Below are 23,384 nucleotides of genomic sequence, written 5' to 3'. Positions count from 1 at the left end.
GGAACACCCATGCAGTCCTTCACCACCGATTCCCTCGTCTCCCATCTCGGGCTCGGAAACTTCGATCCCGAGGACGCCTTCCTGGCCACCGCCGAGTTGTACCGCAAGGATCCGCTGTTCTGCGTACCGGCACGCGCCCGCGAGATCCTGTCGCGCCGCGGCGCCGATACCCCCATCGTCATGCTGGGCCGCAGCCACTTCGGCGCCAACTTCATGAGCGCGCTCGGCCAGCGCGGCAAGCTCCTCGCGGTAGTCGACGACTTCCGCGCACGCCGCGGCGAGCAGTACTACGGCGTCGACATCACGACCACCGACGGCTTGCTGGCGATGGCCCGGCAGGATCCCGACATCGTCACCATCAACGCCTGCCGCGCGGACTTCTCCAAGCGCTACTTCGACGACCTGTGCCGCAACCACGGCATCCCGTGCATGACCTTCGAGCAGGGCGCGCGCGCGTTCGACCTGAACGACACCCTGGACCACCGTGTCGCCGACTGGGGCAGCGTGATCGGCGAGAACGTCCAGTCCTACCACAAGCTGGCGCAGCGCATGGGCGACCGCTATTCCGCCGAGACCCTGTACGGCGTGCTGGGTTTCCACCTGACCGGCAATCCCGAATGGCTGCTGAGCGTGGCCCGTCCGATTCCGACGCTGTACTTCCGCAGCGGCCTGTTTTCGCTCTCGGCGCACGAAAGGATGGTCGACTGCGGCGCCTCGGTCGGCGAATCGACCAATGCCCTGAACAGCGCCACCCAGGGACGCTTCGACCGTTCCTGGATGATCGAGCCGGACCGCCTGAACATCGCCGGCCTGCAGGTCCTTCTCAGGAAGTACGCCGGCACCGACATTGCCGCCAAGCTGACGCTGCACCAGTGCGCCGTCGGCGAGCATGACGACGAGGTCCCCTTCCAGCACCTGGGCAACCATGGCAGCGCGGTGCTGCCCGCAAGCGGGGCGCCCGACGTCCCGCGCGCCGACTACGTGCGGGTACGGCGCGTCGACGACATCGTCGACGACAAGCCGACCATCATCAAGATGGACGTCGAGGGTTCCGAACTGGCTGCATTGAAGGGCGCAGCCGGCGTGATCCGCGACGCCCGCCCCAAGCTGATGGTCTCGGGCTACCACCGCTCCACCGACCTGCTGGGGATCCCCGCCTTCATCGACACGGTCGCGCCGGACTACCGGATCGGCCTGCGCCACCACACGGAAGACCGTTGGGACACCTGCCTGTACTTCTACTGATCGATCGGTCCAAGGAAAACCCGGAGAAATGAAAGACTATTCACTGAAAAGCGGCGAGCGCTATGGGTCCTTCGACTTGACGCTCATCGGCGGCGACCACCTGTGGCGCTATCAATACGTGGTCGAGCGCATGGCCGGACAGGAGGGAAGCCTGTTCGGCGCGGACGTGTTCTGCGGTTCCGGCTACGGCGCGATGCTGATGTCGCAAGGGCTGAACGCGACCATCCTCGCGATCGACGGCTCGAAGGATGCGATCGATTTCGCGAACCGGAAACTGAACGCGTCCAATGTGATCTTCGCGAACAAGCTGTTCCCCTTCGAATTGCCGGAGGCCGCCTTCGATTTCATCGCCAGCCTGGAGTCGATCGAGCACGTCAAGGACTTCGAGACCTTCTTCTGGACCCTGGCGAAAGCGCTGAAACCGGGCGGGCGGCTGTTCATCTCGTCGCCGAACCAGGACACCATGCCCTATGACGGCTACATCTGGCACTACAAGCATTTCCAGCCGGCCGAGGTGCGCGCACTCGCCGAACGCTACGGGCTGGCCGAGATCGCCGCGTTTTCGACCTCGTGCCAGGCCTACAAGGACGGCGTGGCGCGGCTGTTCTATCCCTACCAGATCGACAACCAGCGCCCGCTCGACCTCGAGGCCGGCGACACCCTATTTTTCGAGTTCCAGAAGAAATGACTATGAAAACCTTCGCTGCGGGGTGGTCGCTCCAGAAGCCGCATGAGAACTATTTCAAGAAATTCCTGCGCCTGAACGGCATGGCGCTGGCCGGCATCGTGTACCCGAAAAAAGTGCCCGACGATATCGAGGGCATTCCCGTGCTCGACTTCGAGGCGGCCCGGGAGGCCGTCGGGCCGGACGACACCGTCCTCGATACGGCGGCCAATCCCGCGCTGCAACAAGAGCTGGCCACGTTCTTCGCGGCGCAAGGCATCCCGCTCGTCGGCATCCCGGCCTTCCTCGATCGCCTGATCGGCGACGACCGGCAGGACGCGTTGCAGCTGCCGGTCGAGGGCATCAAGGCGAGCGACATCAGGAAGCTCAAGACCCGGCCTGCACCCGGCCCCTTCGACCAGCATTTCCTGGACCCGGCATCGAGCAGGCTGGCCGCCACGCTCGACGGCGTCTTCCGCCATTCGGAATGGCACCACCTGATCGGCTTCGACCAGGACGATACGCCGGACAGCGCGGTCTTCACGATCCTGCTCGATCTGGGCCGGCAAGGCCTGCTCAGGCACCTGATCGTGCTCGATACGCCACGCCTGTTCCTCGACGCCATCCTGAAGCTGAAGCATCACGATGCGAACGCATCGTTCACCGTGAGCGTGAGCGAGGCTGCCATGGCGGACCTGGGCGGGCGCGCCGAGTTCTATCGCCGCAGCCTGTCCGACTGCCTGGCGCCTTTCGCCCGCGATGAGGCGGCGCGGGACCCGCGATCGATCCTGCTGAGCGGATCGACGGCGCCGGTCCTGCCGGCCGGCGCGCTGCTGTCGGCTGTGTTCTTCATGCGGCGCTCGATCATCGACTATGTCGCCGTCGCGGATGCCTGCCAGGGGCGCCAGTACCGCATCCTGCTGCGCCAGCCGGATACGACGGCCAGCAATCTGGTGGCGGCGATCCTGACGCCCGCGCTGTTCGGCGCCTGATTCGACCTCCCTGCAAGCCGGCCTCCGGCTGCAGGGCTTATTCGCCGACGATCACCATCGGATTGGCATGCGACGCCTGGATGAAGGTCCTGGCCGCGATGTCGGCATCGACCCGCATCGGCTTGTCGACCACGCACAGCTTGCCGATCTCGACCTCGTTGGCGACCACCACCCCGCCGCCCAGCGTGACGTGGGCGCCGAGTTTCACCGCGCGTCCCACCACGACGCCATCCTCGATCCAGCAGGAGTTGCCGATGCTGGCGCCGTGACCGATGCGGGCGCCGGCGCCGATCACGGTATTGAAGCCGACCTTGACGCCCTGACCGACGATGGCGCCCGGCCCGACGTAGCTGTTCTCGGAAATCTTCGCGCTGTCGCTGATGATGGCGCCGCGGCAGACCAGCGGCGGCATGCGCAGGCCGTGCATGCGGAAGGCGCCCATGCGCTCCAGGCGCGCGAAATTCAGGTGCAATGCGTCGAAGGTCACGAAGGCGGTCGCGCCGGCCAGCGCGCGTCCCGCCAGCAGCGCCTCGACCTCGGCGGCATCGGCGATCGAGGTCATCGCCAGCGGCACCAGTTCCAGTTCGGGCGCGGCTTCGCGCCAGGCGCCCATCGCCCAGTCCAGTGCGGCGCCCGTGCCGACCACGAATTTACAGGACAAATTTCCCCTCCATGAGGTTCATGTACCAGTGATGGATGATCGCGTTCTCGGACTCGTATTCGCCGAGGCTGGCGTGGCAGGCGGCCGGATGCAGCGTGCGCTGGATGTCTTCCATGACGTCGATATCCTCGCGCAGCACCTTGTCCGCCCCCATCATGGTCGCGTGCAGCACCGCCGCCGACGCCGCATATGGCCGCTTCTTCTTCGCGGTCATGTAGTACACGATCATCTCGGTGCGGCCGGGCGACACCGGAATGTGATGCTCGATGGTGAAGGAATAGCCGCCGTTGGCCGACGCGATGTGCATGTTCGGGAACGGCAGCCAGTTGTAATAGTCGTCATGGTGCTCGCCGTCGCGGTCGCGGAAGCGCTCGACCAGCGGGTGCCAGGCATTCGCCGGTTCCTGCTCCAGCGGCGCGTCGCGCCCGCCGGTGCTGAAGGAGCGCAGGGCCGCCAGCGCCTGGCCACGGTCGGTGATGTCGCCGGCCCGTTCCATGCGGCGCAGCAGCGCCAGGTTGTCTTCGTTGATGACCGGCTGGAAGCGGGTTTCCTGGTACAGGGTGCGCGAGTGCACGTAGCGCGCGTGGTTGGCGTCGCGCAGGTTTTCGTACACCAGCTTCCAGTTGAAGCGCGCATCGTAGGTGGTCATGATCACCTCGCTGTCGAAGGCTTCCGACGCGCTGGCCAGGTAGGCGAGATAGTCGGCGCCGAACTGCTCCTCGATCGGCAGCGGCTGCGGCGACAGGTTGATGAACACCAGGTTGCCCACGGTTTCGAGCGCGAAGCGACGCAGGTGCAGGCACTCCTTTTCCTGCGGCGTGAAGCGGTAGATCGTGTCTTCGAACGGGATGTTCACGGGCGCCCCGTCCTGGCCGAAGCTCCAGCCGTGGTAGCCGCAGAACAGCGGGCGCACGCCATGCGGCTGCAGCTGGATCGGGTTCTGGCGGTGCGGGCAGACGTTTTCGAAGGCGCGCAGCTCGCCCTTCATGTTCTGCACCACGATCGGCATCCCGAACAGGGTGCGGGTGACGAAGGCGTTCGGCTTGTCGAGCATCGTCCTGGGCGCGATGAATTGCCAGAGCGGCTTGAACAGCAGGTCGCGCTCACGTTCGAACCATTCCTGGTCGATGTAGGCTTGCGGCGGTATCCGGGTATGCATTTACTTGAACTGGAAGATCCGGGCGGGATTGCCCATCATGGTGACGCCGGGCGGCACGTCCTTGATGACGACGCTGCCCGCGCCGATCACGCTGCCTGCGCCGAGCTTCACGCCGGGCAGGATGGTGGCGTGCGGATGGATGATCACGTCGTCGCCGATCTCGGCGCCGCCGCCGACGAAGACGAAGCTGCCGATCGTCACGTAGGAGCCGATCCGCACTTCGTAGCCGATGATGGTGGTCGACTGGACGATCACGAAGTCGCCCATGCGCAGGTCGACGCCGGTGCGCACGTGCTGTTCGAAGATGCAGCCCTGGCCCATGACCGGGCCGCCGTAGTCGATCAGGCCGGTGCACAGGTTCATGAACACGGCGCCCTGCGCCAGCAGTGGCGCGGCGAAGCGGCGGCGCTGGCGCGGGTCGCCCAGCGCGCAGATGAATTCCTCGCCCGGCTGGCGCTGGTAGGTAAGCGGATCGCCGACGATCGGCAGCGCGGTCTTGCCGGCCATCTCGGGACGGCTGTCGAGGAAGCCGGCGATGCGCCATTCCTTGCCGCTGGCGGGATCGTCGCGCACCATGCCGTGGATGGTGCGGCCGAAACCGCCCGCGCTGATGACCAGGATGCGCCGCAAGGCCGGATCCGGGCTCAGGTCCATACGATGCCCCCGTCGAGGTGCAGGTGGATGCCGGTGACCTTGCGGCTGGCGTCGGCCAGCAGGTAGACCGCGCCCCAGGCCACGTCTTCCGGTTTGCCCAGGCCGAGCGGGTACTTCTTTTCCTGCTCGGCGAACCACTCCTCGGCCCAGGATACCAGCGGGGTGTCGACCAGGCCTGGCGCCAGGGCGTTGGCGCGCATGCCGCGCGGCGCGACCTCCAGCGCCAGCGCGCGCATGAAGCCTTCCAGCGCCGCTTTCGAGGCGCAATACGGACCGACGCCCACGGTGCCGGTATGGACCGAGATCGACGACACGTAGACCAGCGAGGCCCCGTTGCGCAGCTTCTTCTGGAACAGCAGCTTCTGCGTCAGCATGGCCGGCGCGATGTAGTTGGTGGCCATCACCGATTCCAGGTGGGCCTGGCGGAACATGCGCACCGGCGAGGTGCCGTGGGTGCCGGCGGCGAACACCACGCCGTCGAGCTGGCCGACGGCGGCCACCAGCTGCGCCAGCTGCCCGGCATCGGTCAGGTCGGCGGTCACCGCCTGGTGCGCGCCCTCGGCCGGCGCGGCCAGCAGGGCCAGGGTGTCATCGAGGCGCGGCCGGTCGCGGCCGGTGATGACCAGGCAGGCGCCGGCGCGCGCGCATTCGACCGCGACCGCGCGCCCGATGCCGCTCGAGGCGCCGGTCACGAGCACGGTCTTGCCGTGCAGGCTGAAGGGATTCTGGAACATGGTCGATCCGTCTATCGATGGTGCAGGGTCAGGCCGGCGTCGATCGGCAGCGAGGCGCGCGAGACCCAGCGGCTGGCCGGCGCCAGCAGGTACACGATGCCGGCGGCGACGTCGTCGGCCTCGATCGGGCCCAGCGCCGCCATCTCCATCTTGCTGTCGCTGTTCATGACGTTCTGCAGGCCATCCATCATGGGCGTGGCGACATAGCCGGGCGAGACGCAGTTGGCGCGCATGCCCTGCTTGGCGACCTCGGAGGCGATGGTGCGGACGGTCGACTCGAGCGCGCCCTTGGTGCCGGAATACACGCCGGTGGCGTACGGCGCGGTATGCTCGGCCAGCGCCGACAGGTACACCAGCGAGGCGCCAGGGGCCAGCTTGCGCTTGGCCAGCAGCGCCTGGGTCAGCAGCACCGGCGCGTCGTAGTTCACCGCGAACAGGGCGTCGAGGTGGCGCTGCGACGCCATCCGCATCGGCGCCAGCGCGACCACGCCGGCGCTGAACACGCAGCCGTCCAGCGCCGGCACGGCATCGACCAGCGCATGGCGCGCGGCAGGATCGGTGAGGTCGCCGGCGACCATCTGGTGGCCGCTGCCGGCCAGGCCGGCCACGACCGCCTCGAGACGCGCGGTGTCGCGGCCGCAGGCGACGACCGTCGCGCCCATATTGGCGCACATGCGGGCGCTGGCCTCGCCGATGCCCGACGACGCGCCGGTCACCAGGATCCGGCGCCCTTCGAGGCTGAAGGGGTTCGACGGCGCGTCGCTCACGATATGACCAGCTCCGGGAACACCGCGTTCTCGATGTCGACGATACAGCTGCCCCAGGACAGGCCGATGCCGAAGCCGGACATCAGGACCCGGTTCTTCTTCGCCAGCAGCGCGTCGCGGATGCGCGCCGTCATCGTCACCGGCAGCGACGCGCCGCTGGTGTTGCCGAAGTCCTGCAAGGTGCTCGGCACCTTTTCCACCGGCAGTCCGAGTTTCTTGCGGATGGTCTCGTTGATCATCCGGTTGGCCTGGTGGAAGATGAAGTAGTCGATGTCGTCGATGCCGCAGCCGGCATACTCGAGCAGGTTCTTCACCGCCGGCGGCACGCGCTGGGTCGAGAAGCTCAGCACCGCGGGACCATCCAGGATCAGCGCGCCGGGATAGCGCCAGATGCCGTCCTCGTCCTTGGTCGGGATCATGTGCTGGGTCGCGAAAGGCTCGCGATGGCCGCCGGCCGGCAGCATGATCGCCTGGTAGCCGCTGCCGTCGCTGTTCAGGTCGAAATACATCGGCGGCGCATCCGGATCGTACTCGAGCGCGGTGGCGGTGCCGGCGTCCGAGAACAGCGGCTCGATCACCGAGGCCGACTTGTCGCCCACCAGCAGCAGACCCTTCCTGATGCCGCCGGACGCGATCATCGACCCCAGCACGTGCAGGCCGAAGGCATAGGCCGAGCAGCCCAGGTTGATGTCGAAGGCGATGGTGGTCTGCTTGAGCTTGAGCCGCTCCTGCAGGATGATCGCGGTGGCCGGGATCAGGTAGTCCGGCGACTGGGTCACCACGATCAGCGCGTCGATCTCGTCGCGCTCCCATTCCAGCTCGGCCAGCAGGCGCTCCGTCGCGTCGAACGCCAGGTCGGAGAAATACTGCCATTCCGAGCAGATGCGGCGGGTCTCGATGCCGATGTTGCGCACCACGCGTTCGCGCGCCGAACGCATCTGCGGCGGGCAATCGTCGACGTTCGACAGCACGCGCCTGGGCACGCAGGTCGCCATGCCTGCGTAGCGGACGTTATGGATGGTCGCCTGTGCCATGGAGTTCTCAGCCGATGAGTTTGTAGACGTCGCTGACCAGCTGGCACTGGACCAGATCCTTGCCGGTGATGGCCTTGCCGTATTCCATGTCGAACATGATGATCACGCCGAGGGCGGCCAATGAATCCCATTCCGCCAGGGCCTTCAGGTTGGTATCGCCGCTGAGTTCGACTTCTTCCTGGAAGTCGACGGCATTCTTGAATTTTTCGACGAATTGATCGAGGGTGTCCATTGCTGCCTTGGTTCGTTTACTTGGGTAAAAATCACATCAGATGTCCTTGATTATCTGACGTTGACTGGAGGAAGCACTATAAAGCAAAACCAAATGTATCGGGGAATGAGCTAGGGGGATTTTGGCAGTTTGCAGCAGGAAGCGCCATGGGACGCCTGCGATGTGTGCCGCTTCGCAGGATGGCAGGCTGCGCCGCGTTCGACAGTCAGGCCGTCGGCCCGAATGCCCGTCCACCCTGGCCGATCAGCGCCAATTGCGCGAATTGCTCCAGCGAAAAATCTACAAAGGCACGCAAGCGCGGCGCCATATGCCGCCCACTCGGAAACACCAGCTGCACAGGGATCGGGTCCGGCTCGTACGCGCCCAGGATCTGCTTCAGCGTGCCCGCCTCCAGGTCCGGCGCTGCCTGGTAAGACAGGGCCCGCGCAATCCCGAACCCTTCGCGCGCCGCATGCAGCACGCCCTCGACGTCGTTCATCTGCAAGCGCGGCGTGAAGCGCACCACCTGCTCCCGCTCGCCCGTCCGATAGCGCCATTCCGCCAGGCCGTGCACGGCCGTTCCCAGGATCAGCTCGTGCCCGGCCAGTTCCTCGGGCCTGCGCGGCTCGCCCCGCCGCTCCAGGTAAGCGGGACTGGCCAGCGTCACCCGGCGCACCGTCCCCAGCTGGCGCGCGACCAGCCCGGAATCGTCCAGCGCCCCGATCCGCAGGGCCACATCGATACCATTGTCGATCAGGTCGACATTGCGGTCGGCCAGCACCAGGTCGACCTGGATTTCCGGATAGCGCATCAGGAAGCGGGTGACGACCGGCGCCATGTGCCGGCGTCCGAACACCATCGGCGCGGTCACCCGCAGCAGGCCGCGCGGTGCGCTGGAACCATGTTCCTGGATCGCCGCGTCGTAGTCGGCCAGCAGGCGGCGCGCCCCGTCGGCCAGGCCCAGCCCCTCGCTGGTCGCCGTCAGCCGGCGCGTGCTGCGCTCGAACAGGCGCGCGCCGACCCGCTCCTCGAGCGTCGCGAGGACGCGGGTCACGCTCGACGCCGAGCGCCGCAGTTTATGCGCGGCCGCCGCCATGCTGCCGGTGTCGAGGATGGCGAGGAATACCTGCAGTTCGTCCAGTCGGTCCATTGTTGCGAAATTCGAAAGAATGAATTGTCATTATGCCCCATTCCGCAATGGTGTTTTTGTACCTACGATGAAGCACCTCCCACCAACTCTTCGCAGACATGAACCCGACCCTCACCTTGTACGGCACCGCGCTCTCCGGCCATACCCACCGCGTGGCCTTGTTCCTGCACTTGCTGCAACTGCCCTACCGCCACGTCGATGCCTCGGCCGCGGTGCGCCGGAGCGCCGAATTCCTGCGCCTGAATCCGCTCGGCCAGATCCCGGTGCTGCAGGATGGCGGCCTGGTGCTGGCCGACAGCAACGCCATCCTGGTCTACCTGGCCAAACGTTACGCTCCGGACAGCGGCTGGCTGCCCGAGGACGCCGTGGGCGCCGCCCGGGTCCAGCGCTGGCTTTCGCTGGCAGCCGGAGAAATTGCCTTCGGCCCGGCGAGCGCGCGGATCTCGGCCCGTTTCTACGACACCGGCGTGCCGCCGGAACTGACGCACCGTTTGGCGGACAAGGTACTGGGCTTCATGGATGTGGCGCTCGCCCCGGACGATTACCTCGCCGGCGCCGCGCCGACCCTGGCCGACCTCGCCTGCTACGCCTACATCGCGCACGCGCCGGAGGGCGGCATCGCGCTCGATCCCTATCCGAACGTGCTGGACTGGATCGCGCGCATCCAGGCCCTGCCCCATTTCGTCGCCATGCCCGAGGACTGACACCATGATGGACGACCGCATTCCCGAACCCTTCCACGCCGGCGAACTGCGCGCCCAGCAACTCGCCGGCGGCGGCCCGCCCGGCGCGCCGATCCGCAGCCGGATGCCGGAACAGCACCGGCAGTTCTTTCCCCTGCTCCGTTTCCTCTGCGTGGGGGTGGCGGACGCGAGCGACTGGCCGCTGGCGACGCTGGTGCATGGCGCACCGGGCTTCGTGGCTTCTCCCGACCCCGGCCGGCTGCGCATCGACGCCTTGCCCGATGCGGACGATCCGGCGCTTGCCCTGGTGACGGATGGCGCCGCCATCGGCATGCTCGGCATCGACCTCGCCACGCGCCGGCGCAACCGGGTCAACGGCGTCATCGCACGAGCCGGCGACGGTGGTCTGCTGGTCGATGTGAACGAATCGTTCGGCAACTGCCCGAAGTACATCCACGTGCGCCAGCTCGGTCCCGTCACGCGGCAAGCGCAGCCGGTAGAAACCTTCGGCTCCGAACTGCCCGCGGACGCGGCCGCGCTGATCGCGCGCTGCGACACCATGTTCGTCGCCACCTCGAGCGGCGCGTCCCTGCATGGCGCCGGCCTCGACATCTCGCACCGCGGCGGCGAAGCCGGCTTCCTGCGCCTGGACGGCAATGTGCTGACGGTGCCCGACTACTGGGGCAACCGCTACTTCAACACGCTCGGCAACCTGCTGCTGCAACCGCGCGCCTCGCTGGTGATGGTCGACTTCGGCAGCGGCGACATCCTGCAGCTGCAGGGCCTGGCCGAGGTGCACTGGCAGGTCGGCGACCAGGCCCGGGACGTGCGTGCGGAACGCGAATGGACCTTCCGCATCGCGCGCGGCTGGCTGCGCCGTGGGGCATTTCCCCTTGGCGAAAACTTATCGCCATCATTGATTTAATTTGATTGTCGTGTCGATCACTTTGGCTTAGGCTGAACGCGCTGTTGACTGAAGCACTCCAATACTGTGCCCCTATTCGATGGAGACCGACATGGCAGACAAGGACAATACCCGCAGCGTCAGCGAAAGCGAAAACCCGGCAATGCCGGCGCCCACCCCGAAAGTCGGGCGGCCGCGCCGGAACCAGGACTGGTGGCCCAACCAGCTGGACCTCTCCATACTCCACACCCATTCCCACCTGTCCTGTCCCCTCGAAGAAGAATTCGACTACGCCGAACAGTTCAAGGCGCTCGACCCCGAGGCCCTGAAGCGCGACCTGGTCGAGGTCATGACGAAATCCCAGGAGTGGTGGCCGGCCGACTACGGCCACTACGGCCCCCTGTTCATCCGCATGAGCTGGCACGCGGCCGGCACCTACCGCATCGCCGACGGCCGCGGCGGCGGCGGCGAAGGCCAGCAGCGCTTCGCGCCGCTCAACAGCTGGCCCGATAACGCCAACCTCGACAAGGCGCGCCGCCTGCTCTGGCCCGTCAAGCAGAAATACGGCCAGTCCGTGTCCTGGGCCGATTTGCTGGTCCTGGCCGGTAACGTCGCCATGGAATCGATGGGCTTCAAGACCTTCGGCTTCGGCTTCGGCCGCACCGACGTCTGGGAACCCGAAGACATCTTCTGGGGCCCGGAAGACACCTGGCTCGGCGACGAGCGCTACAGCGGCGAACGCCAGCTCGCCAAGCCGCTCGCCAACGTCCAGATGGGTCTGATCTACGTGAACCCCGAAGGCCCGGCCGGCAACCCCGACCCGCTGGCCGCCGGCCACGACATCCGCGAAACCTTCGCGCGCATGGCCATGAACGACGAAGAAACCGTGGCCCTGATCGTCGGCGGCCACACCTTCGGCAAGGTCCATGGCGCCGCCCCGGCGGTCGGCAACGTCGGCCCCGAACCGGAAGGCGCGCCGCTCGAAGACCAGGGCCTGGGCTGGAAGAACAAGTTCGGTACAGGCAAGGGCCCGCACGCCATCACCAGCGGCCTCGAAGGCGCCTGGACCGCCAACCCCACCAAGTGGGACAACGGCTTCCTGGAGAACCTGTTCAAGTACGAATGGGAACTGACCACCAGCCCCGCCGGCGCCAAGCAATGGACCCCGAAAAATCCGGAACCGCAGGACCTGGCGCCGGACGCCCACGACGCCGCCAAGCGCCATCCGCCGATGATGCTGACCACCGACCTGTCGATGCGCATGGACCCGGTCTACGGCCCGATCGCCAAGCGCTTCCACGAACACCCCGAGGAGCTCGCCGATGCCTTCGCCAAGGCCTGGTTCAAGCTCCTGCATCGCGACATGGGCCCGCTGTCGCGCTACCTCGGCCCCTGGGTGCCGGAGCCGCAGCTGTGGCAGGATCCAGTCCCGCCGGTCGACCATCCGCTGGTCGACGAGAACGACATCGCCGCCCTCAAGCGCACCATCCTGGCATCCGGCATCGCCCCCGCCGACCTGGTCTCCACCGCCTGGAACGCGGCCGCGAGCTTCCGCGGCACCGACAAGCGCGGCGGCGCCAACGGCGCCCGCATCCGGCTGTCGCCGCAAAAGGACTGGGAATCGAACGAACCGGCGCGCCTGGCGCAGGTGCTGGCCGGGCTGGAACAGATCCAGCAGCAATTCAACGGCGCGGCAGCCGGCGGCAAGAAGATTTCGCTGGCCGACCTGATCGTGCTGGCCGGCTGCGCCGCGGTCGAGGATGCAGCCGCCAGGGCAGGCGTCCAGATCACGGTCCCCTTCGTCCCGGGCCGCACCGACGCCTCCCAGGAACAGACCGACGAAGCCATCTTCGACGTGCTCGAACCGATGGGCGACGGCTTCCGCAACTTCTTCCGCCCGGACGACCCGTTGCCGCCGGAAACCCGCCTGCTCGACCGCGCCAACCTCCTGAAACTGACCGCGCCGCAGATGACGGTGCTGGTCGGGGGCCTGCGCGTGCTGGGCGCCAACCACGGCCAGGCGCCGCACGGGGTGTTCACCGCGCAGCCGGGCGTCCTGAGCAACGACTTCTTCGTCAACCTGCTCGACATGGGCACGGCGTGGCGGCCATCGACGTCGGGCGAGAAGCTCTACGAGGGCAGCGACCGTGCGACGGAGGCGGTGCGCTGGACGGCGACGGCGGCCGACCTGGTCTTCGGCGCGCATTCGCAGCTGCGCGCACTGGCCGAGGTGTATGCGAGCGACGATGCCAAGGAACGGTTCGTACGCGACTTCGTGGCGGCCTGGGACAAGGTCATGATGCTGGACCGCTTCGATCTGCTGCAGCGGCGCAATCCGAGGCGGGCGTTAAAGATGGCGGCATAGCCCGGTATGCGGAGGGAGCGGCGTTTCGTCGCTCCCTGCACGGTTTCGTCGGAAAGCCGAGGCGCGTGCGGAGGCTTGCCAGGACACTTGCGTTTTCTTCCAGGGAGACGCCATGTTCGCCTATGCACGCTTTTTATCCACAATCCTTTGCCTGTTCTGCCTGATTACATCCATGGCCGTGGCGGCCCAGCCGGCGCCGGCATCGCAAACCTGCGCGCTGCCCAGGGCGCCGGCCAGCAATTTCACCGCGCGCCTTCCTTTCGACGTCGTCGATGGCCGCATCTACGTGCAAGTCCGCGTCAACGGCCGCGGTCCGTTCAGGTTCGCCGTCGATACGGGAGCGAGCGGACTCGGCCGTGCGGACAAGACGCTGGTGGCCGCGCTGGGCTTGCCGATCCACGGCGCGAGCGCCAGTTCGGATGGCGTGCAATCCACCACGGTCGACACGGTATTACTCGATTCCGTGGAACTGGGCGGACTGTCCCGGCGAGCGTTAGAGGTGATCACGCGCGACTACGGCAGCCGCATGAAACCCGAAGCGGCATTCCACGGCATCCTGGGACGCGACTTCTTCGCGGACGGCCTCCTGATCCTCGACTATCCGGCCAGGACCCTGTCCTTCAGTCCTGCCCTGTCGCTCGCTGCAACGGGCAGCAACGTGCTGAAGTATGAACGGGCATTTCGCGTCCCCGTGTCCATCGGCGGGAACAAGCTCGAGGGCAATCTCGACACGGGTGCGAACGTCGGCCTGGTGATGCCGCAGGCGATGTTCGACAAGGTGTCGCGCGCTTCCCTGCGGGATGCCGGTCAGGGAATGCTTACCAACACACGGATCGACACCAAACGCGGCGTCCTCGATCAACCGGTCACGCTCGGTTCTTCCAGCCTGTCGGGCGTCGACGTGCGCGTATCGGAGCGCTTCCCGGAACTGCTGGTGGGCGCGCACATCCTGCAACGCTACACGGTAATGATCGACCAGCGCAGCAAAACGATCGCACTGTGCGACTGAGTCAGGACCGGGATTATCCGCAGGTCTCGACGTACGCCACCGCCGGCTGCAACCCGGCACGCACCTTGGTCACCTTGCCGCCGGATTCCTCCAGGATGATGGCGGCCTTGCCGTCGGCGGTCGGGAAGGTCACGTAGTGGCCGTTCTTGTCGTACTTGTGCGTGCTGACTTGCGCTTCCGGGTGCTTGTCGCGCACCTGCGCCAGCGTGTCGCCGACCGCCACGCCCACGGCATTCTCGACACCGGCCTCGGCATCCGCCCGCTTCACGACGTTCTCTTCCAGCATGAAGCGCAGCTTGGGCAAGGACGCGAAACGCACCATGCTGCAGACCGGATCGAAGGGCTCGGGCAAGGTCGCCTTGCCGGCCGCCGCCTCCGCTTCCGCCAGGGTCATGCCGAAGCGGACCGCCCCGATGCCCTGGGCGCTCAGCGCATTCGGCGCCGGCGCAGGGGTTGCCGCGGGAACTGCCTGCACCGGCGCCTCGCTCGCCGGCGATGCTGGAATAGCCACGGTCGTGGCAGGCGCATTCGGCGCGGCGGGTGGCGCCGCCTTGTCCGAGCATGCGCTGAGGAGTGCAATCGCAGTCAAGCAGAAGATTTTTTTCATGTCCAGCCTTTCCCTGTCAATATGATTCGATGACCGACTATACCGGGAACGCGGCGATATCGACGCACCGGGTGGATGGGTTCGGCTCATCGGTATCGGTGTTGACTGGACGATTTGAAGTGCGGAGTACGCGTTACAGATCAGTTGGGCAGCGGGTGAGCAACCTTGACAATCCAGCATGGAAACAGGCGTTGACACCGTATCGAACACGTCACGCCACATCAGGCGGCCCTGTCGGTCCGCCCGCCACTCCGGTATCATTCGGGGATGAATCAGATTTCTTTCCAACCGTTTGTCATCGGTGTCGCTGGAGGAAGCGGCAGTGGCAAGTCAACGGTGACCCAGCAGGTACTGGCCTCGTTCGGTACCGAGATGGTCTCGGTCGTGATGCAGGACGACTACTACCGCGACCAATCCGACCTCACCCCCGAAGTCCGCCGCAAGCAGAACTACGACCACCCGGAAGCCTTCGACTGGCCGCTGCTGGTGGAGCACGTCCAGGCCTTGCGCAATGGCCAAACGATCGCCATGCCGGAATACGACTTCACGATCGACAACCGCTCCAACAAGACCATTCCCGTCAAGCCCGCCCCGGTCATCGTGATCGAGGGCCTGTTCGCCCTGTACGACGCCGACCTGCGCAACATGATGTCGCTGAAGATTTTTGTCGACACCGCCGCCGACGTGCGCTTCATCCGCCGCATGCAGCGCGATATCGCCGAGCGCGGCCGCACGACGGAAAGCATCGTCAACCAGTACCTGGAAACGGTGCGGCCGATGCACAAGCAATTCATCGAGCCGACCAAGCGGCACGCCGATGTCATCCTGCCGCATGGCGCGAATGGGCCGGCGGTCGATGTCATCACCACCAAGGTGGCGAGCATTATTGGCCAGTTGAAGCGTCCCTGATCCGGGTACGGCCAAGAACAAATTTTTGGCGCGAAATATTCTCTCAATGTCTTGCGACTGACCAGAAGAAGGGCAGTGACGAGGTGTCTCAACACATTACTCATGAGGAATACGTCCGGTCCGTATGCCGGCAGGTCGTCTCTACAACACAGGCAATGCTCGAGGGACAGCTGAGCTTTCTGATCGGTTCACGACAACTGGCTGCCTTATGCGATGAGACTGGCATGGCTGCAGACGACGCTGACTTCGTGACTTTCGTTGCTATTGCGTCGGAAACCGATGATTTGCCGCTTGGCGCGGTTCAAGAGCATTGGGACCGGGACGCCTTGGCTCGCCTTCAGCCTGAGATCGAAGAGGCTGAACAATGGGCTTCAAGTGTTGCTGCTGATGCCTGTAGGTCACTGATCGCAAAATTTGGTGAGCACAAACCAAACACATGAAGGTCCGCTTGGGTTAATAGCGAATTACTTCGAAGGCAATTTCGTTTTGCGGACATGGGGCTTTGCTAAAGCACTCCACATACTTGACTGAATTGGTAGGCCTCCCCGGAGTCGAACCGGGCACCAACGGATTATGAGTCAGCTGTGAAATTCAATAAAATCAAACACTTAGATTTAAAATCGTTCCGCAAAAATCAAAATTTCGCGCCGTTTTCCTCAGGCTTCGAACGTTTCCTAGACACTTTTGCGGAACTGCAGGGTGCTCGAAAAAAGGCCTTGTCGGCCAAGGCCTTCCTTGCCTTGAGGCCACTGCGGTCGTACACTCAGCCATCGAACTTCCGCTAGCGGCCAGGAGCGGACATCGGAACGACTACCAACGAACAACATAGAACATGACGAATTCTTCAGCTGATTCGAGGCTTTTCGAAGCTGCACAGAATGGACGCGTCCCGTATGCGCTGTTGAAGGATGCCGCTATTCAGTCTGGACGGAGCGCCCCTGATCTTCTTGATGAGCTCTCCTATGTAGTAGCGTCGCGATACTCTGCCAATGAAATAGATTTTGAGGTAGCAGACGCGGTCATGAATGCCCTTTGGGCCGTCTGCGTTTCCGAAGAGTTTTGGGCTGATTACGACCGAACTATTCCCCCTGCGACGAGTGCCGTCTACGCGGCGTTCGACGCCGGAGAATATTACCGAGAGACTGATCCGCCGGGTACTGATCCAGAGGTCAAGTACACAAGGCCGTTGATTGACGCATTCCTTGCTGAGCATGGCTCAACAAGATCATATTCGGCCGCAGATTCGCGCCAATCCTAGTCAACGATGCGATGACCGCTTTGGGTCGATAGCGGACCTCGGCAGACGCAAAATTCGCTTTGCGGAACTGCGCCAATCGCAAAAAGCACGCTAAGTGCTTGATTTTATTGGTAGGCCTCCCCGGAGTCGAACCGGGCACCAACGGATTATGAGTCACCTACTAAACTCAATAAAATCAAGCACTTAGGTTAAAAATCGTTCCGCAAAAACCAAGATTTCTCATTAAATTCCTTAGGCTTCCAAGGTTTTCCAGAAACATTTGCGGAACTGCCTATTGCACGAAAAACAGCTTGCCGGCCAAGACCTTCTTGCCTTGAAGCCAACTCTGTTTGTACACTCAGCTATCAATCGTCCGTTATCGGCCACAACCAGAGACAGTAAGCACTACTGTTCGACACCGCAAGCACGGTTAGGAATCGTCTCCTTGATCACAAAGATAAACGCTTTTCGACGGGTACACGTTGTCATTCTCTCTGTGCTATTAGTCGGGATAGCAAGCTACTTCGCCTACGTCGCCGGAATGAATAGTGCTATTGGCCGCTCGGCGTATGTGAACGCTACATTTGTCCGTGTTGAAGAGCAGCAGTGCATCCGGTCAAACGACATGGAATGCATGAAAGCGTTTTGGCGCATTCGTGCCGAGGCAGCAGCGGAGAGTGCACGGCGCTCTAATAACGGATTTGGTAACAGTTCAGTAGAAAAGGAGCTGGCAGAATATATCGGTTGGGTGGAGACCTTGCCTCCTCCGGGACGCCGCAAAAAATAACGCAACGGCACGTGTTCAACAGGTCGTTAGCGGACCTTTGCAGACGCAAAAATCGTTTTGCGGAACTGCGAGAATCGCAAAAAGCACTCTAAGTGCTTGATTTAATTGGTAGGCCTCCCCGGAGTCGAACCGGGCACCAACGGATTATGAGTCACCTGCGAAAATCAATGAAATCAAGCACTTAAGCAAAGAATAGTTCCGCAAAAATTAGAACTTTCGCTTATTCCTCTTGGGCTTCTGCAGAATTTGAAGTGTTTTTGCGGAACCGCATTCCACTTCCATACTTGCCTCATGGCTAACGTGGGTTTTACACTCAGCCGTCGGTCCACCGCTAACGGCAACAAGCGGCCAGTCAACAGTTTGCCGGCCTATACTAAGAGACAGCTAGCCCATGTTAAGCTGGCATTTCCGATCTATAACACGTCAACCCTCATGGATGCCGAACGTAAAAGACAGCTCAAAAACCTCGGGAAGGCTGAGGTTGCGCGGCAGTCAGCAGAGATTCATGCCGCCTTGAAGACCGCAAACCCCGCCACGTATGATGATCCTAAATGGGGAGCTAACTACAAGAACGGTATGCGTCGAGAAAAGTGGCTCCATCACAGGCTACCGCTTCTGACACGCAAGCGGCTTAACGAGTTGTTTGTAGTGCTTCCTAACGGCAGCGCGGGTTGGCGTCCGACCTTGGGAGGGTATGTGCAGTGCCTTACCTGTGGTTCGGTATCACCCTCGTCAATCCCAAAGCAGCGGCTCTTCTATTGGGCCCGCTGCGACTGCGGTAACATCAGTTGGCGATGCGTTGGTCCATTTCGCCAGGTAACTGTAAAAGCACCTGATCAAATCCTTCCGGTGAAGCTAATAGGTCGAGGCTAACACTTCATTCTAGGGAGCCGCCTGCAGCGCACTAACTTTTGCGCATTGGCGGCGTACATTGCCTCATCTGGCGTTTGACTGTGAGCGGCGGCTTTGGGCGGCTATTGCGAACCTTTGCAGACGCAAAAATCGTTTTGCGGAACTGCGCAAATCGCAAAAAGCACTCTAAGTGCTTGATTTTATTGGTAGGCCTCCCCGGAGTCGAACCGGGCACCAACGGATTATGAGTCCGCTGCTCTAACCAGGCATGAGCTAGAGGCCCAAAAATCGGAACTACGGCCAGAAAGTGATCTCGCCACACGCTCCAGCGGTGCGATACCGTGAAGCAGAGTGGCGAGAGGATATTGCTTTTAGTGCAGGTACGTCAAGGCCAGACTACAACGATCACGAACTGCCTTCGAGGAAGCTCTTCAGCTTGTCCGAGCGCGACGGGTGACGCAGCTTGCGCAGCGCCTTCGCTTCGATCTGGCGGATGCGCTCGCGGGTGACGTCGAACTGCTTGCCGACCTCTTCCAGCGTGTGGTCGGTGGACATCTCGATGCCGAAGCGCATGCGCAGCACCTTGGCTTCGCGCGGGGTCAGCGAGTCCAGCACGTCCTTCACCACACCGCGCATCGAGGCGTGCAGGGCCGCATCCGACGGCGCCAGCGTGTTGTTGTCCTCGATGAAGTCGCCCAGGTGCGAATCGTCGTCGTCGCCGATCGGCGTCTCCATCGAAATCGGTTCCTTCGCGATCTTCATGATCTTGCGAATCTTATCTTCCGGCATCTCCATCTTGATGGCGAGGGTGGCCGGATCGGGTTCGGCGCCGGTCTCCTGCAGGATCTGGCGCGAGATCCGGTTCATCTTGTTGATCGTTTCGATCATGTGCACCGGAATACGGATCGTGCGCGCCTGGTCCGCGATCGAACGGGTGATGGCCTGGCGGATCCACCACGTCGCATACGTCGAGAATTTATACCCACGACGGTATTCGAACTTGTCCACCGCCTTCATCAGGCCGATATTGCCCTCCTGGATCAGATCCAGGAACTGCAGGCCGCGGTTGGTGTACTTCTTGGCGATCGAAATCACCAGGCGCAGGTTGGCCTCGGTCATCTCGCGCTTGGCCTTGCGCGCCTTCATTTCACCGGCCGCCATCTGGCGGTTGATGTTGCGCAGGTCCGGCAGCGGCAGCACGACGCGCGCTTGCAGGTCGATCAGGCGTTGCTGCAGTTCCTTGATCGTCGGGATGTTGCGGCCCAGGATGGCGCTGTAGGCGTGGCCGGCGTTGACTTCGCCATCGACCCATTCCAGGTTCGTCTCGTTGCCCGGGAACACCTTGATGAAGTGGGCGCGCGGCATGCCGCAGCGGTTCACGGCGACGTCCAGGATCTGCTTCTCGATGTGGCGCACCTCGTCGACCTGGCCGCGCAGGGTGTCGCACAGTTTCTCGACGACCTTGGCCGTGAAGCGGATGCCCAGCAGTTCGTCGGAGATCGCATCCTGCGCCTTGACGTAGGCCTTGGAGTTGTAGCCATCCTTCTCGAAGGCCTTGCGCATCTTGTCGAACTGGTCCGCGATGTTGCGGAACTTGTCGAGCGCCGACTGCTTCAGGGCTTCCAGCTGCTCGGCCGAGTAGCCGGCCGCGGCGGAACCGCCGGACGCTTCCTCTTCTTCCTCTTCGGCTTCTTCCTCTTCGTCCTCGTCCTCGTCCTCGTCGTCGGTCGAGGTCGGGGCGACCGCGGTCGGCGAGGTGTTCTCGTCCTCGTCCGGGTCGACCATGCCGTCGACGATCTCGTCGATCTTGATCTCGTCCTTCTCGATCTTGGCGGCGGCGTCGATGATCTCGGCGATGGTCACCGGGCAGGCGGAGATCGCCTGGATCATGTCCTTCAGGCCATCCTCGATGCGCTTGGCGATCTCGATCTCGCCCTCGCGGGTGAGCAGCTCGACCGAACCCATTTCGCGCATGTACATGCGGACCGGGTCGGTGGTGCGGCCGAAATCGGAATCGACGGTCGACAGGGCGGCTTCGGCAGCCGCTTCGGCCTCGTCGTCGCTAGTGGCGTTCGGCACGTTATCGGACAGCAGCAGCGTTTCCGCGTCAGGGGCATGCTCGTAGACGGCGATGCCCATGTCGTTGAAGGTGCCGATGATGCCTTCGATCGCTTCCGGATCGACGATGTTTTCCGGCAGGTGGTCGTTGATTTCCGAGTAGGTGAGGAAGCCGCGCTCCTTGCCCGACTTGATCAGGGCCTTGAGCTTGTTGCGGCGGATTTCGAGCTCTTCCTCGCTCGCTTCGGTATCGGACGAGAACGCGTCTTTCAGCAGCGCTTTTTCCTTGGCCTTGCGGTCCTTGGCCTTGGCCTTGTCCGCAGCTTTCAGTTCGGCGCGCTCGACCGCGTTCAGCGCGGCGATCTCGTCGTTCTCGGGCGTGAATTCCTTCGGCTTGCGACCACGGCGTCCCGGGACCTTGACGGACGGCAGGACATAACCGGACGTGTCGATCGCGGCCAGTGCTGCCGCATCGGTCGTCTGGCTGACAGGCGCCGGGCTCGCGGTACGAACCTCGGCCTTGTCTTGACCTTGATCCGCCTTGGCGGACGCTCTCGTGGTTTTAGCAGCCACTTTGGTTTCGGGTTTCTTGGTTGGCACAGGCGCTTTCGAAGTCACAACGACTAACTTTACGATGGTTAAAGATAAAGTTTTGTTACCTTACATCACCCTGCAGACAACAATCTGTTGCCTCGCTAACTGAAACACCACGCCCCGATTGAAACAAAAAATGGTTTCAAAGGTTGCAATAGTTAGCGTTTTATTATAGCACGCACCCCTATTTTTCCAAGTTGCACAAATGTACACAGTTGTGCTTGATAGTCTTGATCAACGGGGCGTCATCTCTGCCGCTGCTTCTCGGGCCAGGAGGTCCTGCTGGGCGGTAATTTCGCGATAGCGAGTACTTACCTGATCTGGGGTTAGCCCGGAAGAAAACAACTGGTTAAGTTCCTGCTTTAACGATTCCATCTTGATTTGCCGCACAGCACTCATTAGCCATATGCGATCTGCATCAACTTCCGACTCCGGCTCCGCCGCAATTTCTGCGATCAGACTGTCGTATTCTGTCGTCACTTCCTTTAATTGTTGTGACAGGGCAGCGAAAGTGCCGTATTCACCCAGCGCCTGGGCCATGCCGACCAGGTGGCGCAGATTGTCCGCGGCTTCCTGGCCGAAATAGTCGAAGGACTGTTGCGCGGCCTCGTCGAGCTGGCCCGCCAGGTGCGGATGCGAGACCAGGATGCGCAGCATCTGCAGTTCCAGCCCCACCGGCTTGGGCCGGCCCTGGCGCGGCGGCGCCCGGCGCGCCACTGATACCGGCTTGGACAGTTCGAACAGCGATTCGATCTCGGCCGGCGTCGATTCCGTGAGGCTGGCCAGGCCGCGCACGATCTGCAGGCGCAGCGAGGTCGGCGCCATCGCCTGCAGCATCGGCTTGGCCTCGTGCTGGGCGTGGGCGCGGCCTTCCGGCGTGTCGAGGTCGTGCTCGGTGGTTACTTCGCGCAGCAGGAACTGGGACAGCGGCATCGCATCCTGGATTTCCTGGTCGAAGGCGTCGGCGCCGCGTTCGCGCACGAAACTGTCCGGATCGTGTTCCTGGGGCAGGAACAGGAACTTGATGGTCTTGTCGTCGGTCACCTGCGGCAGGCAGGCCTCCAGCGCGCGGCGGGCGGCGCGGCGGCCGGCCTTGTCGCCGTCGAAGCTGAAGATCACGGTATCGGTCTGGCGCAACAGCTTTTGCACGTGGGTGCTGGTGCAGGCGGTGCCGAGCGTTGCCACGGCTTGCGGGAACCCGAGCTGGGCCAGCGCGACCACGTCCATGTAGCCTTCGGTCACCAAGACGTAGCCGGCGTCGCGGATCGCCTGGCGCGCTTCGAACAGACCGTACAGTTCGAGGCCTTTCTGGAACAGCGGCGTTTCCGGCGAGTTCAGGTATTTCGGTTCGCCGCCGTCGAGCACGCGGCCGCCAAAGCCGATCACCTGCCCTTTGGTATTGCGGATCGGGAACATGACGCGCTCGCGGAAGCGGTCGTAGCGTTTCTTGTTATTGCCGTCCTCGTCGACCTTGTCGATCACCAGGCCGGATTCGACCAGCGCCAGGGCGTCGTAATCGGGGAAGACCGAGCGCAGGTTGTCCCAGCCGCCGGGGGCGTAGCCCATGCCGAAGCGGGCCGCGACTTCGCCGGTCAGGCCGCGGTTCTTCAGGTAGGCGATGGCGTTGGGCGCCTCGCGCAGCTGGGCGCGGTAGAAGGCGCAGGCCTGGGTCAGCGCGTCTGTCATCGCCAGCGCCTGCGCCTGCTGGGCGGCGCGCTGCTGGGGCGGGATCTTGTCGTCCTGGTCCGGGACCACCATGCCCACGTTCTGGGCCAGGTCCTTGACGGCGTCGACGAAGCCCATGCCCGAGTATTCGATCAGGAAGCCGATCGAGGTGCCGTGGGCGCCGCAGCCGAAGCAGTGGTAGAACTGCTTGGTCGGGCTGACCGTGAAGCTGGGGGATTTTTCGTTGTGGAACGGGCACAGGCCCATGTAGTTGGCCCCGCCCTTTTTCAGTTGGACGTAGCGGCCTACGATGTCGACAATATCGACACGATTGAGCAAATCGGTGATGAAGGATTGCGGAATCACTAGGAGGTACTCAGTGTTTGTCTCAACTCAGACTATACCGCAGCGGTGACTGCAAATTGATTTATGCCAAGGCGGGT

21 protein-coding genes and 1 tRNA gene are annotated in these 23,384 nt (G+C 63.5%); 10 read left to right on the top strand and 12 right to left on the bottom strand.

Annotated elements, in window-relative coordinates; genetic code table 11:
* Positions 1-9 precede the first annotated feature (9 nt).
* Genes LQ564_RS02930 through LQ564_RS02920 form a run of 3 tightly spaced genes read left to right on the top strand, consistent with a single transcriptional unit; the run spans position 10 to position 2,901 of the window.
* Entirely contained in the window at positions 10-1,245 is a 1,236-nt protein-coding gene (locus LQ564_RS02930; RefSeq protein ID WP_231056578.1) for an FkbM family methyltransferase, read from the top strand.
* Positions 1,246-1,273: 28 nt separating this feature from the next.
* Positions 1,274-1,933, top strand: coding sequence for a class I SAM-dependent methyltransferase (locus tag LQ564_RS02925; RefSeq protein ID WP_231056577.1), 660 nt, complete (start codon positions 1,274-1,276; stop codon positions 1,931-1,933).
* A 2-nt stretch (positions 1,934-1,935) separates the two neighbouring features.
* Positions 1,936-2,901 (top strand): hypothetical protein, encoded by a 966-nt coding sequence (locus LQ564_RS02920; protein ID WP_231056576.1) that lies wholly within the window; start codon positions 1,936-1,938, stop codon positions 2,899-2,901.
* Between the two features lie 37 nt (positions 2,902-2,938).
* Here the strand turns inward: LQ564_RS02920 and LQ564_RS02915 are convergent, their stop codons facing one another.
* From LQ564_RS02915 to LQ564_RS02880, 8 genes are all read right to left on the bottom strand, one after another.
* Complete coding sequence (locus LQ564_RS02915) at positions 2,939-3,562, bottom strand: hypothetical protein (RefSeq protein ID WP_231056575.1); 624 nt, start codon at positions 3,560-3,562, stop codon at positions 2,939-2,941.
* On the bottom strand, positions 3,552-4,721 hold the full coding sequence (locus tag LQ564_RS02910) for an aromatic ring-hydroxylating oxygenase subunit alpha (RefSeq protein ID WP_231056574.1): 1,170 nt from the start codon (positions 4,719-4,721) through the stop codon (positions 3,552-3,554). Before LQ564_RS02910 ends, LQ564_RS02915 begins: the two co-directional genes overlap by 11 nt.
* Positions 4,722-5,375 (bottom strand): PglD-related sugar-binding protein, encoded by a 654-nt coding sequence (locus LQ564_RS02905; protein WP_231056573.1) that lies wholly within the window; start codon positions 5,373-5,375, stop codon positions 4,722-4,724.
* A complete protein-coding gene (locus tag LQ564_RS02900) occupies positions 5,366-6,109 on the bottom strand; it encodes an SDR family NAD(P)-dependent oxidoreductase (protein ID WP_231056572.1) in 744 nt (247 codons plus the stop codon). The genes LQ564_RS02905 and LQ564_RS02900 overlap by 10 nt, the downstream gene beginning before the upstream one ends.
* Before the next feature lie 11 nt (positions 6,110-6,120).
* Positions 6,121-6,876, bottom strand: a complete 756-nt coding sequence (locus LQ564_RS02895) for an SDR family NAD(P)-dependent oxidoreductase (RefSeq protein ID WP_231056571.1) — start codon at positions 6,874-6,876, stop codon at positions 6,121-6,123.
* Positions 6,873-7,910 carry a ketoacyl-ACP synthase III gene (locus LQ564_RS02890; RefSeq protein WP_231056570.1) on the bottom strand — a complete coding sequence of 346 codons (1,038 nt, stop codon included), beginning with the start codon at positions 7,908-7,910 and terminating at the stop codon, positions 6,873-6,875. Before LQ564_RS02890 ends, LQ564_RS02895 begins: the two co-directional genes overlap by 4 nt.
* 7 nt (positions 7,911-7,917) lie before the next feature.
* Positions 7,918-8,142, bottom strand: a complete 225-nt coding sequence (locus LQ564_RS02885) for an acyl carrier protein (RefSeq protein WP_231056569.1) — start codon at positions 8,140-8,142, stop codon at positions 7,918-7,920.
* Positions 8,143-8,347: 205 nt separating this feature from the next.
* Positions 8,348-9,271, bottom strand: coding sequence for a LysR family transcriptional regulator (locus LQ564_RS02880; RefSeq protein ID WP_231056568.1), 924 nt, complete (start codon positions 9,269-9,271; stop codon positions 8,348-8,350).
* 98 nt (positions 9,272-9,369) lie between these two features.
* On the opposite strand from LQ564_RS02880, the gene LQ564_RS02875 reads away from it, so the two are divergent.
* From LQ564_RS02875 to LQ564_RS02860, 4 genes are all read left to right on the top strand, one after another.
* The gene (locus LQ564_RS02875) at positions 9,370-9,975 is read left to right on the top strand and encodes a glutathione S-transferase family protein (protein WP_231056567.1); all 606 of its coding nucleotides are present in this window, start codon (positions 9,370-9,372) and stop codon (positions 9,973-9,975) included.
* 4 nt (positions 9,976-9,979) lie between these two features.
* On the top strand, positions 9,980-10,879 hold the full coding sequence (locus LQ564_RS02870; RefSeq protein ID WP_231056566.1) for a pyridoxamine 5'-phosphate oxidase family protein: 900 nt from the start codon (positions 9,980-9,982) through the stop codon (positions 10,877-10,879).
* 142 nt (positions 10,880-11,021) lie between these two features.
* Positions 11,022-13,223, top strand: coding sequence for a catalase/peroxidase HPI (gene katG, locus LQ564_RS02865; RefSeq protein ID WP_231057358.1), 2,202 nt, complete (start codon positions 11,022-11,024; stop codon positions 13,221-13,223).
* A 112-nt stretch (positions 13,224-13,335) separates the two neighbouring features.
* Positions 13,336-14,232 carry an aspartyl protease family protein gene (locus tag LQ564_RS02860; RefSeq protein WP_231056565.1) on the top strand — a complete coding sequence of 299 codons (897 nt, stop codon included), beginning with the start codon at positions 13,336-13,338 and terminating at the stop codon, positions 14,230-14,232.
* A 13-nt stretch (positions 14,233-14,245) separates the two neighbouring features.
* On the opposite strand, the gene LQ564_RS02855 is transcribed toward LQ564_RS02860, so the two are convergent.
* The gene (locus LQ564_RS02855; RefSeq protein ID WP_231056564.1) at positions 14,246-14,743 is read right to left on the bottom strand and encodes a hypothetical protein; all 498 of its coding nucleotides are present in this window, start codon (positions 14,741-14,743) and stop codon (positions 14,246-14,248) included.
* 363 nt (positions 14,744-15,106) lie between these two features.
* Between LQ564_RS02855 and udk the strand changes: the two genes are divergently transcribed.
* From udk to LQ564_RS02840, 3 genes are all read left to right on the top strand, one after another.
* A complete protein-coding gene (udk, locus tag LQ564_RS02850; RefSeq protein ID WP_231056563.1) occupies positions 15,107-15,748 on the top strand; it encodes a uridine kinase in 642 nt (213 codons plus the stop codon).
* 224 nt (positions 15,749-15,972) lie between these two features.
* The gene (locus tag LQ564_RS02845; RefSeq protein WP_231056562.1) at positions 15,973-16,188 is read left to right on the top strand and encodes a hypothetical protein; all 216 of its coding nucleotides are present in this window, start codon (positions 15,973-15,975) and stop codon (positions 16,186-16,188) included.
* Positions 16,189-17,430: 1,242 nt separating this feature from the next.
* Positions 17,431-17,772, top strand: coding sequence for a hypothetical protein (locus LQ564_RS02840; RefSeq protein WP_231056561.1), 342 nt, complete (start codon positions 17,431-17,433; stop codon positions 17,770-17,772).
* A gap of 1,056 nt (positions 17,773-18,828) precedes the next feature.
* Here LQ564_RS02840 and LQ564_RS02835 read toward each other — a convergent pair.
* The 3 genes from LQ564_RS02835 to dnaG all read right to left on the bottom strand — a co-directional run bounded on the left by LQ564_RS02835 (position 18,829) and on the right by dnaG (position 23,307).
* A tRNA-Ile gene (locus tag LQ564_RS02835) sits at positions 18,829-18,907 on the bottom strand.
* Between the two features lie 122 nt (positions 18,908-19,029).
* Entirely contained in the window at positions 19,030-21,282 is a 2,253-nt protein-coding gene (gene rpoD / locus LQ564_RS02830; protein WP_231056560.1) for an RNA polymerase sigma factor RpoD, read from the bottom strand.
* 228 nt (positions 21,283-21,510) lie between these two features.
* Entirely contained in the window at positions 21,511-23,307 is a 1,797-nt protein-coding gene (gene dnaG / locus LQ564_RS02825) for a DNA primase (protein ID WP_231056559.1), read from the bottom strand.
* Between the last annotated feature and the right edge of the window lie 77 nt (positions 23,308-23,384).

The organism is Massilia phyllostachyos (assembly GCF_021044825.1).
In the GTDB taxonomy this organism is placed as follows: domain Bacteria; phylum Pseudomonadota; class Gammaproteobacteria; order Burkholderiales; family Burkholderiaceae_D; genus Telluria; species Telluria phyllostachyos.
The sequence above is the reverse complement of the archived record's forward strand: the minus strand, read 5'-3'. Positions and strand labels throughout refer to the sequence as shown.

What these genes read in the sequence shown, in the direction of transcription:
- LQ564_RS02900 (WP_231056572.1), bottom strand. Translation starts at nt 6,109, where the DNA reads ATGTTCCAGAATCCCTTCAGCCTGCACGGCAAGACCGTGCTCGTGACC.
- LQ564_RS02925 (WP_231056577.1), top strand. Translation starts at nt 1,274, where the DNA reads ATGAAAGACTATTCACTGAAAAGCGGCGAGCGCTATGGGTCCTTCGAC.
- LQ564_RS02860 (WP_231056565.1), top strand. Translation starts at nt 13,336, where the DNA reads ATGTTCGCCTATGCACGCTTTTTATCCACAATCCTTTGCCTGTTCTGC.
- LQ564_RS02920 (WP_231056576.1), top strand. Translation starts at nt 1,936, where the DNA reads ATGAAAACCTTCGCTGCGGGGTGGTCGCTCCAGAAGCCGCATGAGAAC.
- LQ564_RS02910 (WP_231056574.1), bottom strand. Translation starts at nt 4,721, where the DNA reads ATGCATACCCGGATACCGCCGCAAGCCTACATCGACCAGGAATGGTTC.
- udk (WP_231056563.1), top strand. Translation starts at nt 15,107, where the DNA reads ATGAATCAGATTTCTTTCCAACCGTTTGTCATCGGTGTCGCTGGAGGA.
- LQ564_RS02870 (WP_231056566.1), top strand. Translation starts at nt 9,980, where the DNA reads ATGATGGACGACCGCATTCCCGAACCCTTCCACGCCGGCGAACTGCGC.
- LQ564_RS02905 (WP_231056573.1), bottom strand. Translation starts at nt 5,375, where the DNA reads ATGGACCTGAGCCCGGATCCGGCCTTGCGGCGCATCCTGGTCATCAGC.
- LQ564_RS02875 (WP_231056567.1), top strand. Translation starts at nt 9,370, where the DNA reads ATGAACCCGACCCTCACCTTGTACGGCACCGCGCTCTCCGGCCATACC.
- katG (WP_231057358.1), top strand. Translation starts at nt 11,022, where the DNA reads ATGCCGGCGCCCACCCCGAAAGTCGGGCGGCCGCGCCGGAACCAGGAC.
- LQ564_RS02885 (WP_231056569.1), bottom strand. Translation starts at nt 8,142, where the DNA reads ATGGACACCCTCGATCAATTCGTCGAAAAATTCAAGAATGCCGTCGAC.
- LQ564_RS02880 (WP_231056568.1), bottom strand. Translation starts at nt 9,271, where the DNA reads ATGGACCGACTGGACGAACTGCAGGTATTCCTCGCCATCCTCGACACC.
- LQ564_RS02845 (WP_231056562.1), top strand. Translation starts at nt 15,973, where the DNA reads ATGGCTGCAGACGACGCTGACTTCGTGACTTTCGTTGCTATTGCGTCG.
- LQ564_RS02890 (WP_231056570.1), bottom strand. Translation starts at nt 7,910, where the DNA reads ATGGCACAGGCGACCATCCATAACGTCCGCTACGCAGGCATGGCGACC.
- LQ564_RS02930 (WP_231056578.1), top strand. Translation starts at nt 10, where the DNA reads ATGCAGTCCTTCACCACCGATTCCCTCGTCTCCCATCTCGGGCTCGGA.